Source organism: Streptomyces coeruleofuscus (assembly GCF_039532725.1).
GTDB lineage: Bacteria > Actinomycetota > Actinomycetes > Streptomycetales > Streptomycetaceae > Streptomyces > Streptomyces coeruleofuscus.
The window spans coordinates 13,312-27,623 of sequence record NZ_BAAASE010000002.1; the positions used below are offsets into that span (position 1 = coordinate 13,312).

Annotated in this window: 13 protein-coding genes; 9 read left to right on the top strand and 4 right to left on the bottom strand. The window is 73.3% G+C overall.

The window, feature by feature from the left end; translation table 11 throughout:
• Nucleotides 1-37 precede the first annotated feature (37 nt).
• Nucleotides 38-838 (top strand): DUF3109 family protein, encoded by an 801-nt coding sequence (locus ABFX81_RS07120; RefSeq protein WP_086850956.1) that lies wholly within the window; start codon nt 38-40, stop codon nt 836-838.
• Between the two features lie 49 nt (nt 839-887).
• On the opposite strand, the gene ABFX81_RS07125 is transcribed toward ABFX81_RS07120, so the two are convergent.
• Nucleotides 888-2,606 (bottom strand): BACON domain-containing protein, encoded by a 1,719-nt coding sequence (locus ABFX81_RS07125; protein ID WP_086850958.1) that lies wholly within the window; start codon nt 2,604-2,606, stop codon nt 888-890.
• A 196-nt stretch (nt 2,607-2,802) separates the two neighbouring features.
• Here ABFX81_RS07125 and radA point away from each other — a divergent pair, with 196 nt between their 5' ends.
• Together radA and disA are read left to right on the top strand one after the other, a co-directional pair.
• Nucleotides 2,803-4,212, top strand: coding sequence for a DNA repair protein RadA (gene radA / locus ABFX81_RS07130; protein ID WP_086850964.1), 1,410 nt, complete (start codon nt 2,803-2,805; stop codon nt 4,210-4,212).
• Between the two features lie 80 nt (nt 4,213-4,292).
• Nucleotides 4,293-5,417, top strand: a complete 1,125-nt coding sequence (disA, locus tag ABFX81_RS07135) for a DNA integrity scanning diadenylate cyclase DisA (RefSeq protein WP_086850960.1) — start codon at nt 4,293-4,295, stop codon at nt 5,415-5,417.
• 118 nt (nt 5,418-5,535) lie between these two features.
• Here disA and ABFX81_RS07140 read toward each other — a convergent pair whose 3' ends face one another.
• Nucleotides 5,536-6,417 carry a hypothetical protein gene (locus ABFX81_RS07140; RefSeq protein WP_086850962.1) on the bottom strand — a complete coding sequence of 294 codons (882 nt, stop codon included), beginning with the start codon at nt 6,415-6,417 and terminating at the stop codon, nt 5,536-5,538.
• 175 nt (nt 6,418-6,592) lie between these two features.
• On the opposite strand from ABFX81_RS07140, the gene ABFX81_RS07145 reads away from it, so the two are divergent.
• On the top strand, nt 6,593-7,234 hold the full coding sequence (locus tag ABFX81_RS07145) for a phosphatase PAP2 family protein (RefSeq protein ID WP_346137791.1): 642 nt from the start codon (nt 6,593-6,595) through the stop codon (nt 7,232-7,234).
• A 60-nt stretch (nt 7,235-7,294) separates the two neighbouring features.
• On the opposite strand, the gene ABFX81_RS07150 is transcribed toward ABFX81_RS07145, so the two are convergent.
• Complete coding sequence (locus tag ABFX81_RS07150) at nt 7,295-7,978, bottom strand: response regulator (protein ID WP_346137792.1); 684 nt, start codon at nt 7,976-7,978, stop codon at nt 7,295-7,297.
• Nucleotides 7,975-9,570, bottom strand: a complete 1,596-nt coding sequence (locus ABFX81_RS07155) for a sensor histidine kinase (protein ID WP_346137793.1) — start codon at nt 9,568-9,570, stop codon at nt 7,975-7,977. The genes ABFX81_RS07150 and ABFX81_RS07155 overlap by 4 nt, the downstream gene beginning before the upstream one ends.
• Before the next feature lie 119 nt (nt 9,571-9,689).
• Between ABFX81_RS07155 and ABFX81_RS07160 the strand changes: the two genes are divergently transcribed.
• The 5 genes from ABFX81_RS07160 (at nt 9,690) to cseC (ending at nt 14,305) form a co-directional block, all read left to right on the top strand.
• A complete protein-coding gene (locus tag ABFX81_RS07160; RefSeq protein ID WP_086839364.1) occupies nt 9,690-10,625 on the top strand; it encodes an HhH-GPD family protein in 936 nt (311 codons plus the stop codon).
• Between the two features lie 288 nt (nt 10,626-10,913).
• Nucleotides 10,914-11,453, top strand: a complete 540-nt coding sequence (locus ABFX81_RS07165) for a SigE family RNA polymerase sigma factor (RefSeq protein WP_059423502.1) — start codon at nt 10,914-10,916, stop codon at nt 11,451-11,453.
• Entirely contained in the window at nt 11,441-12,097 is a 657-nt protein-coding gene (locus tag ABFX81_RS07170; RefSeq protein WP_346137794.1) for a hypothetical protein, read from the top strand. The genes ABFX81_RS07165 and ABFX81_RS07170 overlap by 13 nt, the downstream gene beginning before the upstream one ends.
• Before the next feature lie 141 nt (nt 12,098-12,238).
• Complete coding sequence (gene cseB, locus ABFX81_RS07175; protein WP_086839347.1) at nt 12,239-12,940, top strand: two-component system response regulator CseB; 702 nt, start codon at nt 12,239-12,241, stop codon at nt 12,938-12,940.
• A gap of 9 nt (nt 12,941-12,949) precedes the next feature.
• Nucleotides 12,950-14,305 (top strand): two-component system sensor histidine kinase CseC, encoded by a 1,356-nt coding sequence (gene cseC, locus ABFX81_RS07180; RefSeq protein ID WP_086839349.1) that lies wholly within the window; start codon nt 12,950-12,952, stop codon nt 14,303-14,305.
• The last annotated feature ends 7 nt before the right edge of the window (nt 14,306-14,312 follow it).

The window sequence follows — 14,312 nt, forward strand, 5'->3', positions numbered from 1 at the left end:
GTCCTCGGTGTGGGTACAAGGCCCGTACCCTGGACTCGTGCCAAAGACGAAAAAGGCGAAGCGCGACAAATCACCGAGCGCCCCGCGGTCCGACGAGAAGGGCCTCGACTTCGCCCGTGCGTGGGTGGAGTTTCCCGATCCGGCGGACGACGAGCAGGTCTTCCGCTGCGATCTGACATGGCTGACCTCTCGCTGGAACTGCATCTTCGGCAGCGGCTGCCAGGGCATCCAGGCCGGCCGCGCGGACGACGGGTGCTGCACGCTGGGTGCCCACTTCTCCGACGAGGACGACGAGAAGCGGGTCGCCGAGCATGTGGCGAGGCTCACGCCGGACGTCTGGCAGCACCACGCCGAGGGCACGAAGAACGGCTGGGTCTCCGAGGACGAGGACGGCGACCGGCAGACACGCCCCTTCCAGGGCTCGTGCATCTTCCAGAACCGGCCCGGCTTCGCGGGCGGCGCGGGCTGCTCGCTGCACATCCTCGCCCTGAAGGAGGGCCGCGAGCCGCTGGAGACCAAGCCGGACGTGTGCTGGCAGCTGCCGGTGCGGCGGACCTACGAGTGGATCGACCGGCCCGACGACACGCGCGTGCTCCAGGTGTCGATCGGTGAGTACGACCGCCGCGGCTGGGGGCCGGGCGGCCACGACCTGCACTGGTGGTGCACCTCGGCGACCTCGGCGCACGGCGCGGGCGAGCCGGTGTACGTCTCCTACCGGCCGGAGCTGATCGAGCTGATGGGCAAGGCCGGTTACGACCGGCTGGTGGAGCTGTGCGAGGAGCGGCTGGCCTCGCAGCTGCCGTTGCTGGCGCCGCATCCCGCCGACCCGGCCGGCTGACGCGCGCGACCACTACGGCACCCAGGACTTCCAGGGCTGTTACGGCCGTCTAGGACGTGGGCGGGCCCGCGTCGCCGCCGTCCGAGGACGGGGGCGTCGGCTCCGTCGGCTCGGTCGGCTCCGGGTCCGTGGGTGTGGGGTCCGGGTCGGGTGACGGGGGCGGGGTGGTCGGTGTCGGGTCCGGTGGGGCCGACGTCGTGGGCGTCGGGTCGGGCCGGGTCGAAGGCGGGTCGCTCGGGCCGCCGGGGTGGGGGTCCGGACGCGGGCCGGGGTCGGACGGGCTGGGCGCGGTGCCGAAGCCCTCGATGTGGACGACGGCGCCCACCGGGGCGATCGCCACCTGGGCGCGCCAGGGGCCGGAGGGCTCCCGCAGATGGTCCACGTACACCTTGATCGTCAACGACTCGCCGGGCCGGAGCGTTCCCGACGACTGGCTCAGGTAGAGCCAGTCCGCTCCGGTGGACGCGGACCAGCGGACCGGGGACGGGCCCGTGGCGGTCAGGGTGACGAGGGTGGTGTCTCCGCTGTTGTCCGCCGTGACGTCCAGGGCGCTCTTGCCGGCGCCGGCGACGCCGATGACCTCCACGGAGACGTCGGCCTTGCCGTTCTTGCCGAAGCGGGGGCCGGGTCTGGTGCTCGCGTTGCCGGTGTTCTCGTAGCCGCCGCCGGCCATCTCGCCGTCCAGGGCGAACGGGTCGTCCGCCTCGCGTGCGGAGGCGGAGCGGCCGTCCTGGCCCTCGCCGACGGGGGTGCCCCGGTAGGCGGCCCACAGGGCGAGCACGGGGGCGGCCACGACGGTGGCGACGACGGTCGTGGTGACGGCACGCGCGCGGAGGCGGTCCCTTCGTGCAGCGCGGTCCTTGGGGTCCATCGGGAAGCCGCGCCGGTCGAAGCGGGGTCCGGCGCCACGCGCGCGTGCGTGGTGGGTCATGGCGACGTGCACGGCCGCGCGCGGGGCCGGCAGGACGGGCAGTTCGGCGGGTGTGACGCTGGTGCCGGGCCAGCGGCCGGGGATGGCGCGCTCGGCGGTGCGGCGGCAGCGCGGGCAGTCGTCGACGTGCCGGACGAGTTCGCGGCGCAGGGTAGTGCCGAGCACGGGCCGGTCGTCGCCGACGAGGTGCGCGACGCTCGGACACGCTCCGGTCTCGACCACGGCCAGGGCCGCACGCGTGCGTTCCACCTCGCAGGCGGCGGAGGCGAGGAGATCGCGGGCGGCGGCCGGGTCCATGCCCAGGACGGCGGCGACCTCCTGGGCGGCGAGGTGGTGACGCACGGCCAGTTCGAGTGCCTCGCGCTGCTCCGGGGTAGTGCCGGCCGCCTCCGGCCAGGCCAGCAGGGCCAGTTCGCGCCGCCGCCGCTCCTGGACCTCCTCGGAGACGGTGGGGCCGGCCGGCCGGTCGGCGCGCTGCGGGCGGCCCGCGGCGTGGCTGCTCTGACGTTTCTGCTTGGCCTCGGCCAGCTTGCGCAGACACGCCCAGCGGGCCAGCGCGTACAGCCACGCCCTGCGGTCGGCGGGGGCGTCGGGGACGTGCTTGCCGCGGCGTTCGGCGAGCGCCAGGGCGCCGCCGAGGGCGGCGGTCGCGGCGTCGTGGTCGCACAGCACGGACAGGCAGTAGGTGAACAGGCCGTCCAGGTAGGGCTCGTAGCGCGCGGGCGGCCGCTGCGCCAGCGTGCGCGCCGCCCCGCGGTCACGCGCTTCCCGGTGCGCCCGGTGCGGGCCGGTCGTGCGGGTGGAGCGGGTCGAGATCTCCGGAGTACTGCTCATCATTCGGCGACCGTAGGCGGCCGGGAGTGGCACCTTCAGGCGGCTTGAGCACATTTAATCCGTACGGGTGAAACGATCCCTCAAACGGGGACATGAACCAGTGGTTCCGCCGCTGGCGCGGGGTGGCGGGTCCCTGGCGCGCAGGTGGCCGAGCCGGTCGGGAACCGCGTTGTCAGTGCCGACGGCTACGGTCTTGTCCATGGCTGCCCGTACGAAGACCACCAAGGACCGCCCGTCCTACCGCTGCACGGAGTGCGGCTGGCAGACGGCGAAGTGGCTCGGCCGCTGCCCCGAGTGCCAGGCCTGGGGGACGATCGAGGAATACGGCGCGCCCGCGGTCCGTACGACGGCACCGGGGCGGGTCACCACCTCCGCCCTGCCCATCGGCCAGGTGGACGGCCGCCAGGCCACCGCCCGCTCCACCGGCGTGCCCGAGCTGGACCGCGTGCTCGGCGGCGGGCTCGTCCCCGGCGCGGTGGTGCTGGTCGCGGGCGAGCCGGGCGTCGGCAAGTCGACCCTGCTGCTCGACGTGGCGGCCAAGTCGGCGAGCGACGAGCACCGCACGCTGTACGTCACGGGCGAGGAGTCGGCGAGCCAGGTCCGGCTGCGCGCCGACCGCATCCACGCCATCGACGACCACCTGTACCTGGCGGCCGAGACGGACCTGGCGGCGGTGCTCGGCCACTTGGACGCGGTGAAGCCGTCGCTGCTGATCCTGGACTCGGTGCAGACGGTGGCCTCACCGGAGATCGACGGGGCGCCCGGCGGCATGGCCCAGGTGCGGGAGGTCGCCGGAGCCCTGATCCGGGCTTCCAAGGAGCGCGGCATGTCCACGCTGCTCGTGGGCCATGTCACCAAGGACGGCGCCATCGCGGGCCCGCGCCTGCTGGAGCACCTCGTGGACGTCGTCCTGAGCTTCGAGGGCGACCGGCACGCCCGCCTCCGTCTCGTCCGCGGCGTCAAGAACCGCTACGGCACCACCGACGAGGTCGGCTGCTTCGAGCTGCACGACGAGGGCATCACGGGCCTGGCCGACCCGAGCGGGCTCTTCCTGACCCGTCGGGCCGAACCGGTCCCGGGCACCTGCCTGACCGTCACCCTGGAGGGCCGCCGCCCGCTGGTCGCCGAGGTCCAGGCGCTCACGGTCGACTCGCAGATCCCCTCCCCGCGCCGCACCACCTCGGGTCTGGAGACCTCCCGGGTGTCGATGATGCTCGCGGTGCTGGAACAGCGCGGCCGGATCAGCGCCTTGGGCAAAAGGGACATCTACTCCGCGACGGTCGGCGGTGTGAAGCTCTCGGAACCCGCCGCCGACCTGGCCGTCGCCCTCGCCCTGGCCAGCGCGGCGAGTGACACACCTCTCCCCAAGAACCTCGTCGCGATCGGGGAGGTCGGCCTCGCGGGCGAGGTGAGACGGGTCACGGGCGTGCAGCGCAGACTGGCGGAAGCCCACCGTCTGGGCTTCACACACGCCCTCGTCCCGGGCGACCCGGGCAAGATCCCCTCGGGTATGAAGGTCCTGGAAGTCGCGGACATAGGGGACGCCCTGCGGGTCCTCCCCCGGTCCCGTCGCAGAGAGGCCCCACGGGACGAGGAGGGTCGCCGGTAGACTTTGCCCTGGTCTCGCCCGTCCGTGCGAACCGAGCGCGCGACACGGGGGCGCCCAGAACCTGCGACCGGAGGAGTGCAGTGGCAGCCAACGACCGGGCATCAGCTCCCGGAAAGTCCGGCGGGAGTGCCGGTACCGATGGCCTGATGCGCGCCTCACTGAGCGCCGTGGCACCCGGCACCGCCCTGCGTGACGGCCTGGAGCGGGTGCTCCGCGGCAACACCGGCGGTCTCATCGTGCTGGGCTCCGACAAGACGGTCGAGGCGCTGTGCAGCGGCGGTTTCGTGCTGGACGTCGAGTTCACCGCGACCCGTCTGCGCGAGCTGTGCAAGCTGGACGGCGGCATCGTGCTGTCCTCGGACCTGTCGAAGATCCTGCGCGCGGGCGTGCAGCTGGTCCCGGACCCGGGGATCCCCACGGAGGAGACGGGCACCCGGCACCGCACCGCCGACCGCGTGAGCAAGCAGGTCGGCTTCCCGGTCGTCTCGGTCTCCCAGTCGATGCGGCTGATCGCCCTGTACGTGGACGGCCAGCGCCGCGTCCTGGAGGACTCGGCGGCGATCCTGTCCCGCGCCAACCAGGCCCTGGCGACCCTGGAGCGCTACAAGCTCCGCCTCGACGAGGTCGCGGGCACGCTGTCGGCACTGGAGATCGAGGACCTGGTCACCGTCCGGGACGTCTCGGCGGTCGCCCAGCGCCTGGAGATGGTGCGCCGCATCGCCACGGAGATCGCCGAGTACGTGGTGGAGCTGGGCACGGACGGCCGGCTGCTGGCCCTCCAGCTCGACGAGCTGATCGCCGGTGTGGAGCCCGAGCGTGAGCTGGTCGTCCGGGACTACGTCCCCGAGCCCACCGCCAAGCGCTCCCGCACGGTCGACGAGGCGCTGGCCGAGCTGGACGCCCTCACCCACGCCGAGCTTCTCGAACTGCCCACGGTGGCCCGCGCGTTGGGCTACACCGGCTCGCCCGAGACGCTGGACTCGGCGGTGTCGCCGCGCGGCTTCCGCCTGCTCGCCAAGGTGCCCCGGCTCCCCGGCGCGATCATCGACCGCCTGGTCGAACACTTCGGCGGCCTCCAGAAGCTGCTCGCCGCGAGCGTCGACGACCTCCAGACGGTGGACGGCGTCGGCGAGGCCCGGGCGCGCAGCGTCCGGGAGGGGCTGTCGCGGCTGGCGGAGTCGTCGATCCTGGAGCGGTACGTCTAGGGGACCCGCCCTAGCGCTTGCACTGCACCGGCTGCACCGGCTGGAACGGCTGAGGGCGGTACCCGGCAAGGGGTACCGCCCTCAGGTGTCTCCGCTGCGGGGTTCCCCGCCGCTGGGCCTAGTCGGCCGACAGCACGAACGACGTCTGCACCTTCGCGAAGCCCGGAGCCTTTGCTTCCACCAGGTACGTGCCCGAGCCGGCCGAGCCCGCCGGAGGCGTGGCGCACTCGGGGGCGCTCGGCTTGCGGTCCCAGTTCACGGTGTAGGTGATGCCGCTGCCCGCGGGCACCCGGTACAGCTGGCGCGCGGGGGCCTTGGGGCAGTCCTCGGAGGACCAGTAGTCGTCGTCCGAGCTCGCCGGGGTGATCGTGAACACCGCGTTCTTCGGTCCGAGATCGATCTTGCAGTCGCTGCCGGAGATGTTCCGCGCGGTCAGCAGGAACGTGGGCGTCTGCTCGGGGTCGTAGGCGTTGTGCCGGCTGCGCAGGCTGAACTTGACCACGCTGGCGGTGCAGTTGGGCAGCGTGGAACCGGCCGGCAGCGTGTCGCCCACGCCGACCCCGCCCAACGTGGTGCCGTCCCCGGAGCCACCGGCGCCACCCGATCCGGCGGACCCGCCGGAGCCGGAACCGCCGCCGGAACCGCCGCCGGAGCCTGTGCCGGAACCGCCCTCGGAGCCGTCACCCGAGCCGTCACCCGAGCCGTCGCCGGAACCGTCCCCGGACCCGGACGACGAGCCGCCGGAGCCCCCGCCGCCCGACTCGTCGCGTCCGCCGGGCGCTTGGCTGATGGCCGGGCCCGAACTCGACGGGCCGGGCGTGATGGAAGGCGCGGGATTCTTGCCGTTGGCGTCGTTGCCGCGGTCGTCGCCGCCCCCGCCCATGGTCACGATCCAGGTGGTGAGCAGCGCCAACAGGGCGACCACAGACACCAGTACGACCCTCCGACGCCAGTAGATGGAGGAGGGAAGCGGCCCGACCGGATTGCGCAGAGATCCCACGGCGCAAACCTTACGAGAGATCGGCGCGTTCGCCGGTCCCACCCGCCGCTCGGGACCACAACTTTTCCGGATCATCATCCCGGAAACCACCGCCCCACCCCTGTCTTTCGACAGGTACGGCACGCGACGATCGCTGGGTGTGACGGTATCGGCCTGCCACCTACCGTCCGTGACCATGAACTTCGAGGACAGCGGGCTCTACCGCGACATCACGGACTTCGCCGACGGCACCCCGATGTGGGTACGGCACGGGGCCGGCATATGGACGGAGGCCGGACTGCTGGTCTTCGTCGCGCTGTTCGCCGCCGGCTGGTGGCGTGCCCGCCGCGACAGTCCCCGCGCGTTCGCGATCGCGGCTCTCGCACCTCTGGCCACGGCCGTGGCGTACGTGTGCAGCGAAGTGCTCAAGTCAGCCGTCACGGAGGAGCGTCCGTGCCGGGCGGTCGCCGGTGCGGCCGCGTCCCTCGCCGAGTGCCCACCGCACGGTGACTGGTCCTTCCCGTCCAACCACGCCACGATCGCGGGCGCCGCGGCGGTCGCCCTGGCCCTGGTCCGGCGCGCGCTCCTGTGGCTGACGGCCCCGCTCGCCCTGCTCATGGCCTTCTCCCGGGTCTTCGTCGGCGTGCACTATCCGCACGACGTGGTCGCGGGGCTGGGCCTGGGAATCCTGGTCGCCCTCGTCGCCGTACGGCTCGGCACGGGCCCGGCGACGCGGCTGGCCCGGGCGATGCGCACCTCGTCGGCGCCGGCCGTGCGGTGGTTCACCGGGCCGGGCACGGCGCCCGTCACGTCGTACGGCTCGCACGCGCGGCGCTGAGCCGACCGGTCCGCGCATCCACGAGCCGGGACGCGCCCCCACCGCCGCGCGACCCGGTCGTCACGACTCCACCAGCCCCGCCTCGTACGCCACGATCGCCGCCTGCACGCGGTTGCGCACGCCCAGCCGGTCCAGGACCGTGCTCACGTACGCCTTCACCGTGCCCTCGACGAGGTGCAGCCGGGCGGCGATCTCCGGGTTGGACAGGCCGGCGCCGACCAGTCCGAGCACCTCGCGTTCGCGGGGGCTCAGGACCGCCACACGGGTGCGTGCCTGTGCCTCGCGGGTGAGGCGGCCGCCGCCGAGGCCCTCGTCGATGACGTACCGGGCCACCTTGGGCGACAGGAACGCGGCACCGGCCGCCACAGCTCGTACGCCGGCGATCAGTTCGTACGGGTCCCCGGACTTCAGCAGGAAGCCGGTGGCGCCACCGCCGAGGGCGCGGGTCACATAGGCGCCCTCGGAGAAGGTGGTGAGCATCGCGACGGACGTGCCGGGCACGGTCCGTACGATCTCCTCCGCCGCCGTGAGGCCGTCCAGGCGGGGCATGCGGATGTCGAGCAGGGCCACGTCCGGGCGGTGGGCGCGGGCCAGCTCGACCGCCTCGCGGCCGTCGCCCGCCTCGGCGACGACCTCCGTCACGCCGCTGCTGCCCAGGATGGCGCGGACTCCGGCCCGGACGAGGGCCTCGTCGTCGGCCAGCAGCACGCGGATCGCCGTGCTCACCGTGCTCGCCGTGCTCATCGTGCGAACTCCTCGTATTCCTCTCGGCCTTCGCCGGACAGGCCAAGGCCCGGCACCACGTCCTTGGCGACCAGCCGCCCGGCGTCGAAGCACAGTCGGAAGTGGTCGACGGAGACGAAGAGTTCGCCGCTGGCGCGGTAGTAGCGGCAGTCGGCTCCCTCGGGTGGGGCGGGGGCCCGGTCGTCGGGCGGGTCGTTCACGTCACGTTCGGGGAGTACGCGCTCGACCTCGGCCACCGGGGTGCCCACGCGCAGTTTCGCGTAGGCGGCGGGTTCGAGCACCGAGTGCGTCTCGGCGTACGCGTACCAGCCGAAGGCGGCACCGACGAGCACGACACCCACACCGGCCGCGGCGCCGAGGCCGGCGGCGAAGCGACGCCTGGCGTGTGTGAACGGCGCCCGGGCGGAGCCTGCCGGCCTGACCGCGGTCCGCTGCTCGGGGACGTACGCCCGGACCCGGAAGCCCTCCTTGTGCGGGCCCGCCTCGAAGGTGCCGCCGATGGCGGTCACGGCGGCGCGCAGCCCCAGCAGACCCGTGCCGCCCCGGGAGGGCCGCGAACCGTCCTCGGTTGCCCGTCCGTTGGTGACGGTGACGGACGTGCCCGCGGCCCGCCCCGCCCCCGCGGCCCGCCCCGTCACCGCCACGGTCACGGCAGCGCCCGGTGCGTGCCGTGCCGCGTTGGTCAGTGCCTCCCGGACCACGCGGTACAGCAGCCGTTCGGTGACCCCGCCGGGCTCCGCGACCGGGCCCTGCCCGACGGGCTCCCAGCGCACCGGCAGACCCGATTCCGCGGCGCGGGCGACGAGTTGTTCCAGGGTCTCGCCCGCCGGGGCCAGCGGCACGGGCTCGTCGTCGTCCTCGCGCAGGACGCCGATGATGCGGTGCAGCCGGTCCGTGGCGTCGGCGGCGGCCGCGCGCAGGTCGGCCGCCGCGGTCCGGTGCTCGCCGGCGAGTCCGGGGGCGACCTGGAGGGCTCCCGCGCGCAGGGCGATGAGGCTCAGCTCGTGGCCGAGGGAGTCGTGCATGTCCTGGGCGATCCGGGCCCGTTCGCGCAGCCGGGCGCGTTCCTCGGCGAGGCGGGCCTCATCCTCCAGCCGGGCGGCGCGCAGCCAGCCCGCCTCGGCCAGCTCGCGGCTCTGCCGCCAATAACGACCGCAGAGCCAGGGGAAGACGCAGCCGAAGAGCAGCGTGCCCGTCATGACGAGCCACTCGGGAGCCGGGTCGACGCCGACGAGCACGATCCGGGCGGTGCCGGCGCAGCCGACGGCCGCGAAGCAGAGCACCGCGGGGCGCGCCCGGCCCGCCCGCAGCCCGAGCAGCAGCGCGAACACGCCGAGGGCCGGGCCGTAGGAGACGGTGAACAGGGCCGGGGCGGCGGTGAGGCTCAGGGCGGCGGCCAGCCCGAAGGCCACGAGCGGCAGCCGCCGGGACAGGGCGGCCGCGACCGCCAGCACCGACACACCGGCCAGTTGCTGCCACAGGGGACGCGGCTCGTTCAGCCCGAGCCGGTCCGCCGTGAGCGCGGGCAGGGCGAGGGCCGTCCAGAGCAGGGCGCGGCCGTCTGGTGCTCCGGCGGGACGAGGACGTTCCATTCGCCCGACGCTATAGGCGGACAGCGGGGTGGCACTGCTGCCGATCGTCAGGTACGCCTGTCCCTCTTGAGTGGTGGTGTGCCCGGAACGCGGCCCCCGCGTGGCAGGATCGAATGGCCATGACTGCTCCCACGAAGCCCCCGCACACCAGCCCCAGCGACCCCGCGTCCGGCCCGCCCTCCGGCGAGAGCCTGCACTCCCCCGTCATCGACTGGTTCGACGAGAACGCCCGTGACCTGCCGTGGCGGCGCCCCGAGGCCGGGGCGTGGGGTGTGATGGTCAGTGAGTTCATGCTCCAGCAGACGCCGGTGAACCGCGTCCTGCCGGTCTACGAGCAGTGGCTTGCCCGCTGGCCGCGCCCCGCCGACCTGGCCAAGGAGGCGCCGGGCGAGGCGGTCCGCGCCTGGGGCAGGCTCGGCTACCCGCGCCGCGCCCTCAGGCTGCACGGTGCCGCCGTCGCGATAACGGAACGGCACGGCGGTGACGTACCGGCCGACCACGCCCAGTTGCTGGCGCTGCCCGGCATCGGCGAGTACACGGCCGCCGCAGTCGCCTCCTTCGCCTACGGTCAGCGGCACCCGGTGCTGGACACCAATGTGCGCCGGGTCTTCGCCCGCGCGGTCACCGGCGTGCAGTACCCGCCGAACGCCACCACCGCCGCCGAGCGCAAGCTCGCCCGCGCGCTGCTGCCCGAGGACGAGCCGACCGCCGCCCGCTGGGCCGCCGCCTCCATGGAGCTGGGCGCGCTGGTGTGCACGGCGAAGAGCGAGTCGTGCCACCGCTGCCCGATCGCCGCGCAGTGCGCGTGGCGGCTGGCGGGCAAGCCGGAGCACGACGGGCCGCCGCGCCGCGGCCAGACGTACGCGGGCACCGACCGGCAGGTGCGCGGGCGGTTGCTCGCCGTCCTGCGGGAGGCCCACGGTCCGGTTCCGCAGTCGGCCCTGGACCGGGTGTGGCACGAGCCGGTGCAGCGGGCCCGCGCCCTGGACGGTCTGGTCGCCGACGGTCTGGTGGAACCGCTGGCGGGCGGGCTGTACCGGCTGCCGCTGACCTGACGTACGGACAGCCGGGTCACAGACACGGGTCGCCGCCCGTCACAGTGATCGGGGTGGACAAATCACCCCGAATCCACCTCAACACGCCCACTGCTATGCCCCGTTCCCCCGTCCGTTACACAACCGACGGACAGCCGAGTGCTAGCCGAAGGCTGCTTCGGACAGTGCCGTGACAACGCCTCCGTACCTTCAATTTCGTTCCCGGAAGACACGGGACGACCAAGGAACACAGGCAGTACACGGGCGGCGGGGAGCCGGCCGTAACGGGGAAGCGGAAGGCGGTTCACCATGGCGCAGGGCGAGGTGCTCGAGTTCGAGGAGTACGTCCGCACTCGGCAGGACGCGCTGCTGCGCAGTGCCCGCCGTCTGGTCCCGGACCCGACGGACGCGCAGGACCTGCTCCAGACCGCGCTGGTACGGACGTACGGCCGCTGGGAGACCATCGAGGACAAGCGGCTGGCGGACGCCTACCTGCGCCGGGTGATGATCAACACGCGAACGGAGTGGTGGCGGGCCCGCAAGCTGGAGGAGGTGCCGACCGAGCAGCTCCCGGACGCCTCGGTCGACGACTCCACCGAGCAGCACGCGGACCGCGCCCTGCTGATGGACATCATGAAGGTGCTCGCCCCGAAGCAGCGCAGTGTCGTCGTGCTGCGACACTGGGAGCAGATGTCCACAGAGGAGACGGCCGCCGCCCTCGGCATGTCGGCCGGTACGGTCAAGAGCACGCTGCACCGGGCGCTCGCCCGGCTCCGCGAGGAGCTGGAGTCCCGCGATCTGGACGCACGCGCGCTGGAGCGTGAGGAGCGGGAGCGGTGCGCGGCCTGACCGGCGAGGGGTCTGCACGGCCCCGGGCCAGCATCCAGGCGGTGAGTACGGCGCTGGCCGTGCTCGCCGCCCTCGGCCTTTTCGCGTCCGCGTGCGGCGCGGGCGGCACCGGCGCCCGTGACGAGGGCCCGGCGCACTCCGACTCGGTGGCGGGCGCCGCCGCGGCCACACCGTCCGCCGAGCCGTCGAAGACGCCCGACGCGGTCGACGCCGTCCGGCTCGTCAAGGACGACCCGAAGGTCTCCCCCGAGGTGAAGCGCGAGCTGAAGCCGTGCGTCGCCGACGAGTACCCCGTCGACGTGTCCTACGGCAACATGACCGGCGGATCGGCCGACGACGTCGTCGTCAACGTGCTGACCTGCGGTGACGCGGTGGGTGTCGGCAGTTACGTGTACCGCGAGCAGGACGGCTCGTACCAGAATGTGTTCAAGGCCGAGGAACCCCCGGTCTACGCGGAGATCGACCGCGGCGACCTGGTCGTGACCAAGCAGGTGTACGACAAGGGCGACCCGGTGTCGAGTCCCTCCGGGGAGAACGTGATCACGTACCGATGGACCTCCGGCCGGTTCGACGAGGAGTACCGCACGCACAACGACTACGGGAAGGTCGTCGGCGACACCCCCACACCGGAGCCCGCGAGCTGACACGGGCGCGAGGGCGGCGCGTGAACCGATCGGGCCGCTCGGACCGATCCCTCGGTGAACGCATCACACGGACCGTGCGTCCCTCAGAGAGAACACGACAGAACGCACCCCACGAACCACACGAGGACTGAGAGCACCGGGATGGCAGACCAGACCCACGTCCTGTTCGTCGAGGACGACGACGTCATCCGTGAGGCCACGCAGCTCGCCCTGGAACGGGACGGCTTCGTGGTCACCGCCATGCCCGACGGCCTGTCGGGCCTGGAGGCGTTCCGGGCGGACCGCCCCGACATCGCGCTGCTGGACGTCATGGTTCCCGGCCTCGACGGGGTCAGCCTGTGCCGCCGCATCCGGGACGAGTCGACCGTGCCGGTCATCATGCTCTCGGCGCGGGCCGACTCCATCGACGTCGTGCTCGGCCTGGAAGCGGGGGCCGACGACTATGTGACCAAGCCGTTCGACGGTGCCGTCCTGGTCGCCCGGATCCGCGCGGTGCTGCGCCGGTTCGGGCACGCGGGCGGCGGCCGGGCCGAGGAACCGGCCTCGCCGCCGAACGGCGGGGTGCTGACCTTCGGGGACCTGGAGGTCGACACCGAGGGCATGGAGGTCCACCGGGCCGGACAGCCGGTGGCGCTGACGCCGACCGAGATGCGGCTGCTGCTGGAGTTCTCCACGGCGCCGGGCACGGTGCTCTCCCGCGACAAGCTGCTGGAGCGGGTGTGGGACTACGGCTGGGGAGGGGACACCCGCGTCGTCGACGTGCACGTGCAGCGGCTGCGGCAGAAGATCGGCCAGGACCGTATCGAGACGGTCCGCGGCTTCGGCTACAAGTTGAAGGCCTGAGCAGGGGATATGAGGGGGCATTTCCGGCGCCTGGTCGCCACGGGCTTGGAGCGCGCGGGGATCCGCACGGGCCTCAGATGGAAGCTGAGCGCGGCCATCGCGCTGGTCGGGGCGCTGGTGGCGATCGCGCTGAGCCTGGTCGTGCACAACGCGGCCCGGGTGTCGATGCTGGACAACGCGCGCGACCTCGCCGACGAGCGCATCATGATCGCCCAGCGGAACTTCGAGCTGTCCGGGCGGATGAACTTCCCCAACACCAAGATCGACGACCCGAACCTGCCGGCGGCGCTGCGGGACCGGGTCGAGGCGGGCCAGCGGGCGACGTACGTGGCGGACCGGCCCGGTGACGTGCCCGACATATGGGCCGCCGTGCCGCTGAAGAACGGACATGTCATGTCCCTGCACTCGGGCTTCACGGACCGCAGCTCGGACATCCTCCAGGACCTCGACCAGGCCCTGCTCATCGGCTCCATCGCGGTCGTCCTCGGCGGCAGCGCGCTCGGTGTGCTCATCGGCGGACATCTCTCGCGGCGGCTGCGCAAGGCGGCCGTGGCGGCCCATCAGCTCGCGGGCGGCGAGACGGACGTGCGCGTGCGGGACGCCATGGGCGGGGTCGTCCGGGACGAGACCGACGACCTGGCGAGCGCGGTGGACGCCATGGCGGACACGCTGCGCCAGCGGATCGAGGCCGAGCGGCGGGTCACCGCCGACATCGCGCACGAGCTGCGCACACCGGTGACCGGGCTGCTGACCGCCGCGGAACTGCTGCCGCCGGGGCGCCCGACCGAGCTGGTGCTGGACCGGGCGAAGGCGATGCGCACGCTCGTGGAGGACGTGCTGGAGGTGGCCCGGCTGGACGGGGCCTCGGAGCGGGCGGAGCTCCAGGACATCATGCTGGGCGAGTTCGTCGCCCGGCGGGTGGCTGCCAAGGGCCCGGGCGTCGAGGTGCGGATCGTGCACGAGTCGGAGGTCACCACCGACCCGAGGCGCCTGGAGCGGGTGCTGTTCAACCTGCTCGCCAACGCGGCCCGGCACGGCAAGCCGCCCATCGAGGTCACCGTCGAGGGCCGGGTCATCCGGGTCCGCGACCACGGGCCCGGCTTCCCCGAGGACCTGCTCGCCGAGGGGCCGAGCCGCTTCCGCACCGGCAGCAAGGACCGGGCCGGGCACGGCCACGGCCTCGGTCTGACCATCGCGTCCGGTCAGGCCCGGGTGATGGGCGCCCGGCTGACCTTCCGCAACGTCCGCACGCCCGGGACACCGGAGCATCTGCCCGCAGAGGGCGCGGTCGCCGTGCTGTGGCTGCCGGAGCACGCGCCGACGAACACGGGGAGTTATCCGATGCTGCCGGGGTCGGGGACGTAGTCCCTCG

Excerpts from the sequence above, each read along its gene's own strand:
- ABFX81_RS07125 (WP_086850958.1), bottom strand. The coding sequence starts at position 2,606 with ATGATGAGCAGTACTCCGGAGATCTCGACCCGCTCCACCCGCACGACC.
- radA (WP_086850964.1), top strand. The coding sequence starts at position 2,803 with ATGGCTGCCCGTACGAAGACCACCAAGGACCGCCCGTCCTACCGCTGC.
- ABFX81_RS07145 (WP_346137791.1), top strand. The coding sequence starts at position 6,593 with ATGAACTTCGAGGACAGCGGGCTCTACCGCGACATCACGGACTTCGCC.
- ABFX81_RS07150 (WP_346137792.1), bottom strand. The coding sequence starts at position 7,978 with ATGAGCACGGCGAGCACGGTGAGCACGGCGATCCGCGTGCTGCTGGCC.
- ABFX81_RS07155 (WP_346137793.1), bottom strand. The coding sequence starts at position 9,570 with ATGGAACGTCCTCGTCCCGCCGGAGCACCAGACGGCCGCGCCCTGCTC.
- ABFX81_RS07160 (WP_086839364.1), top strand. The coding sequence starts at position 9,690 with ATGACTGCTCCCACGAAGCCCCCGCACACCAGCCCCAGCGACCCCGCG.
- ABFX81_RS07165 (WP_059423502.1), top strand. The coding sequence starts at position 10,914 with ATGGCGCAGGGCGAGGTGCTCGAGTTCGAGGAGTACGTCCGCACTCGG.
- cseB (WP_086839347.1), top strand. The coding sequence starts at position 12,239 with ATGGCAGACCAGACCCACGTCCTGTTCGTCGAGGACGACGACGTCATC.
- cseC (WP_086839349.1), top strand. The coding sequence starts at position 12,950 with ATGAGGGGGCATTTCCGGCGCCTGGTCGCCACGGGCTTGGAGCGCGCG.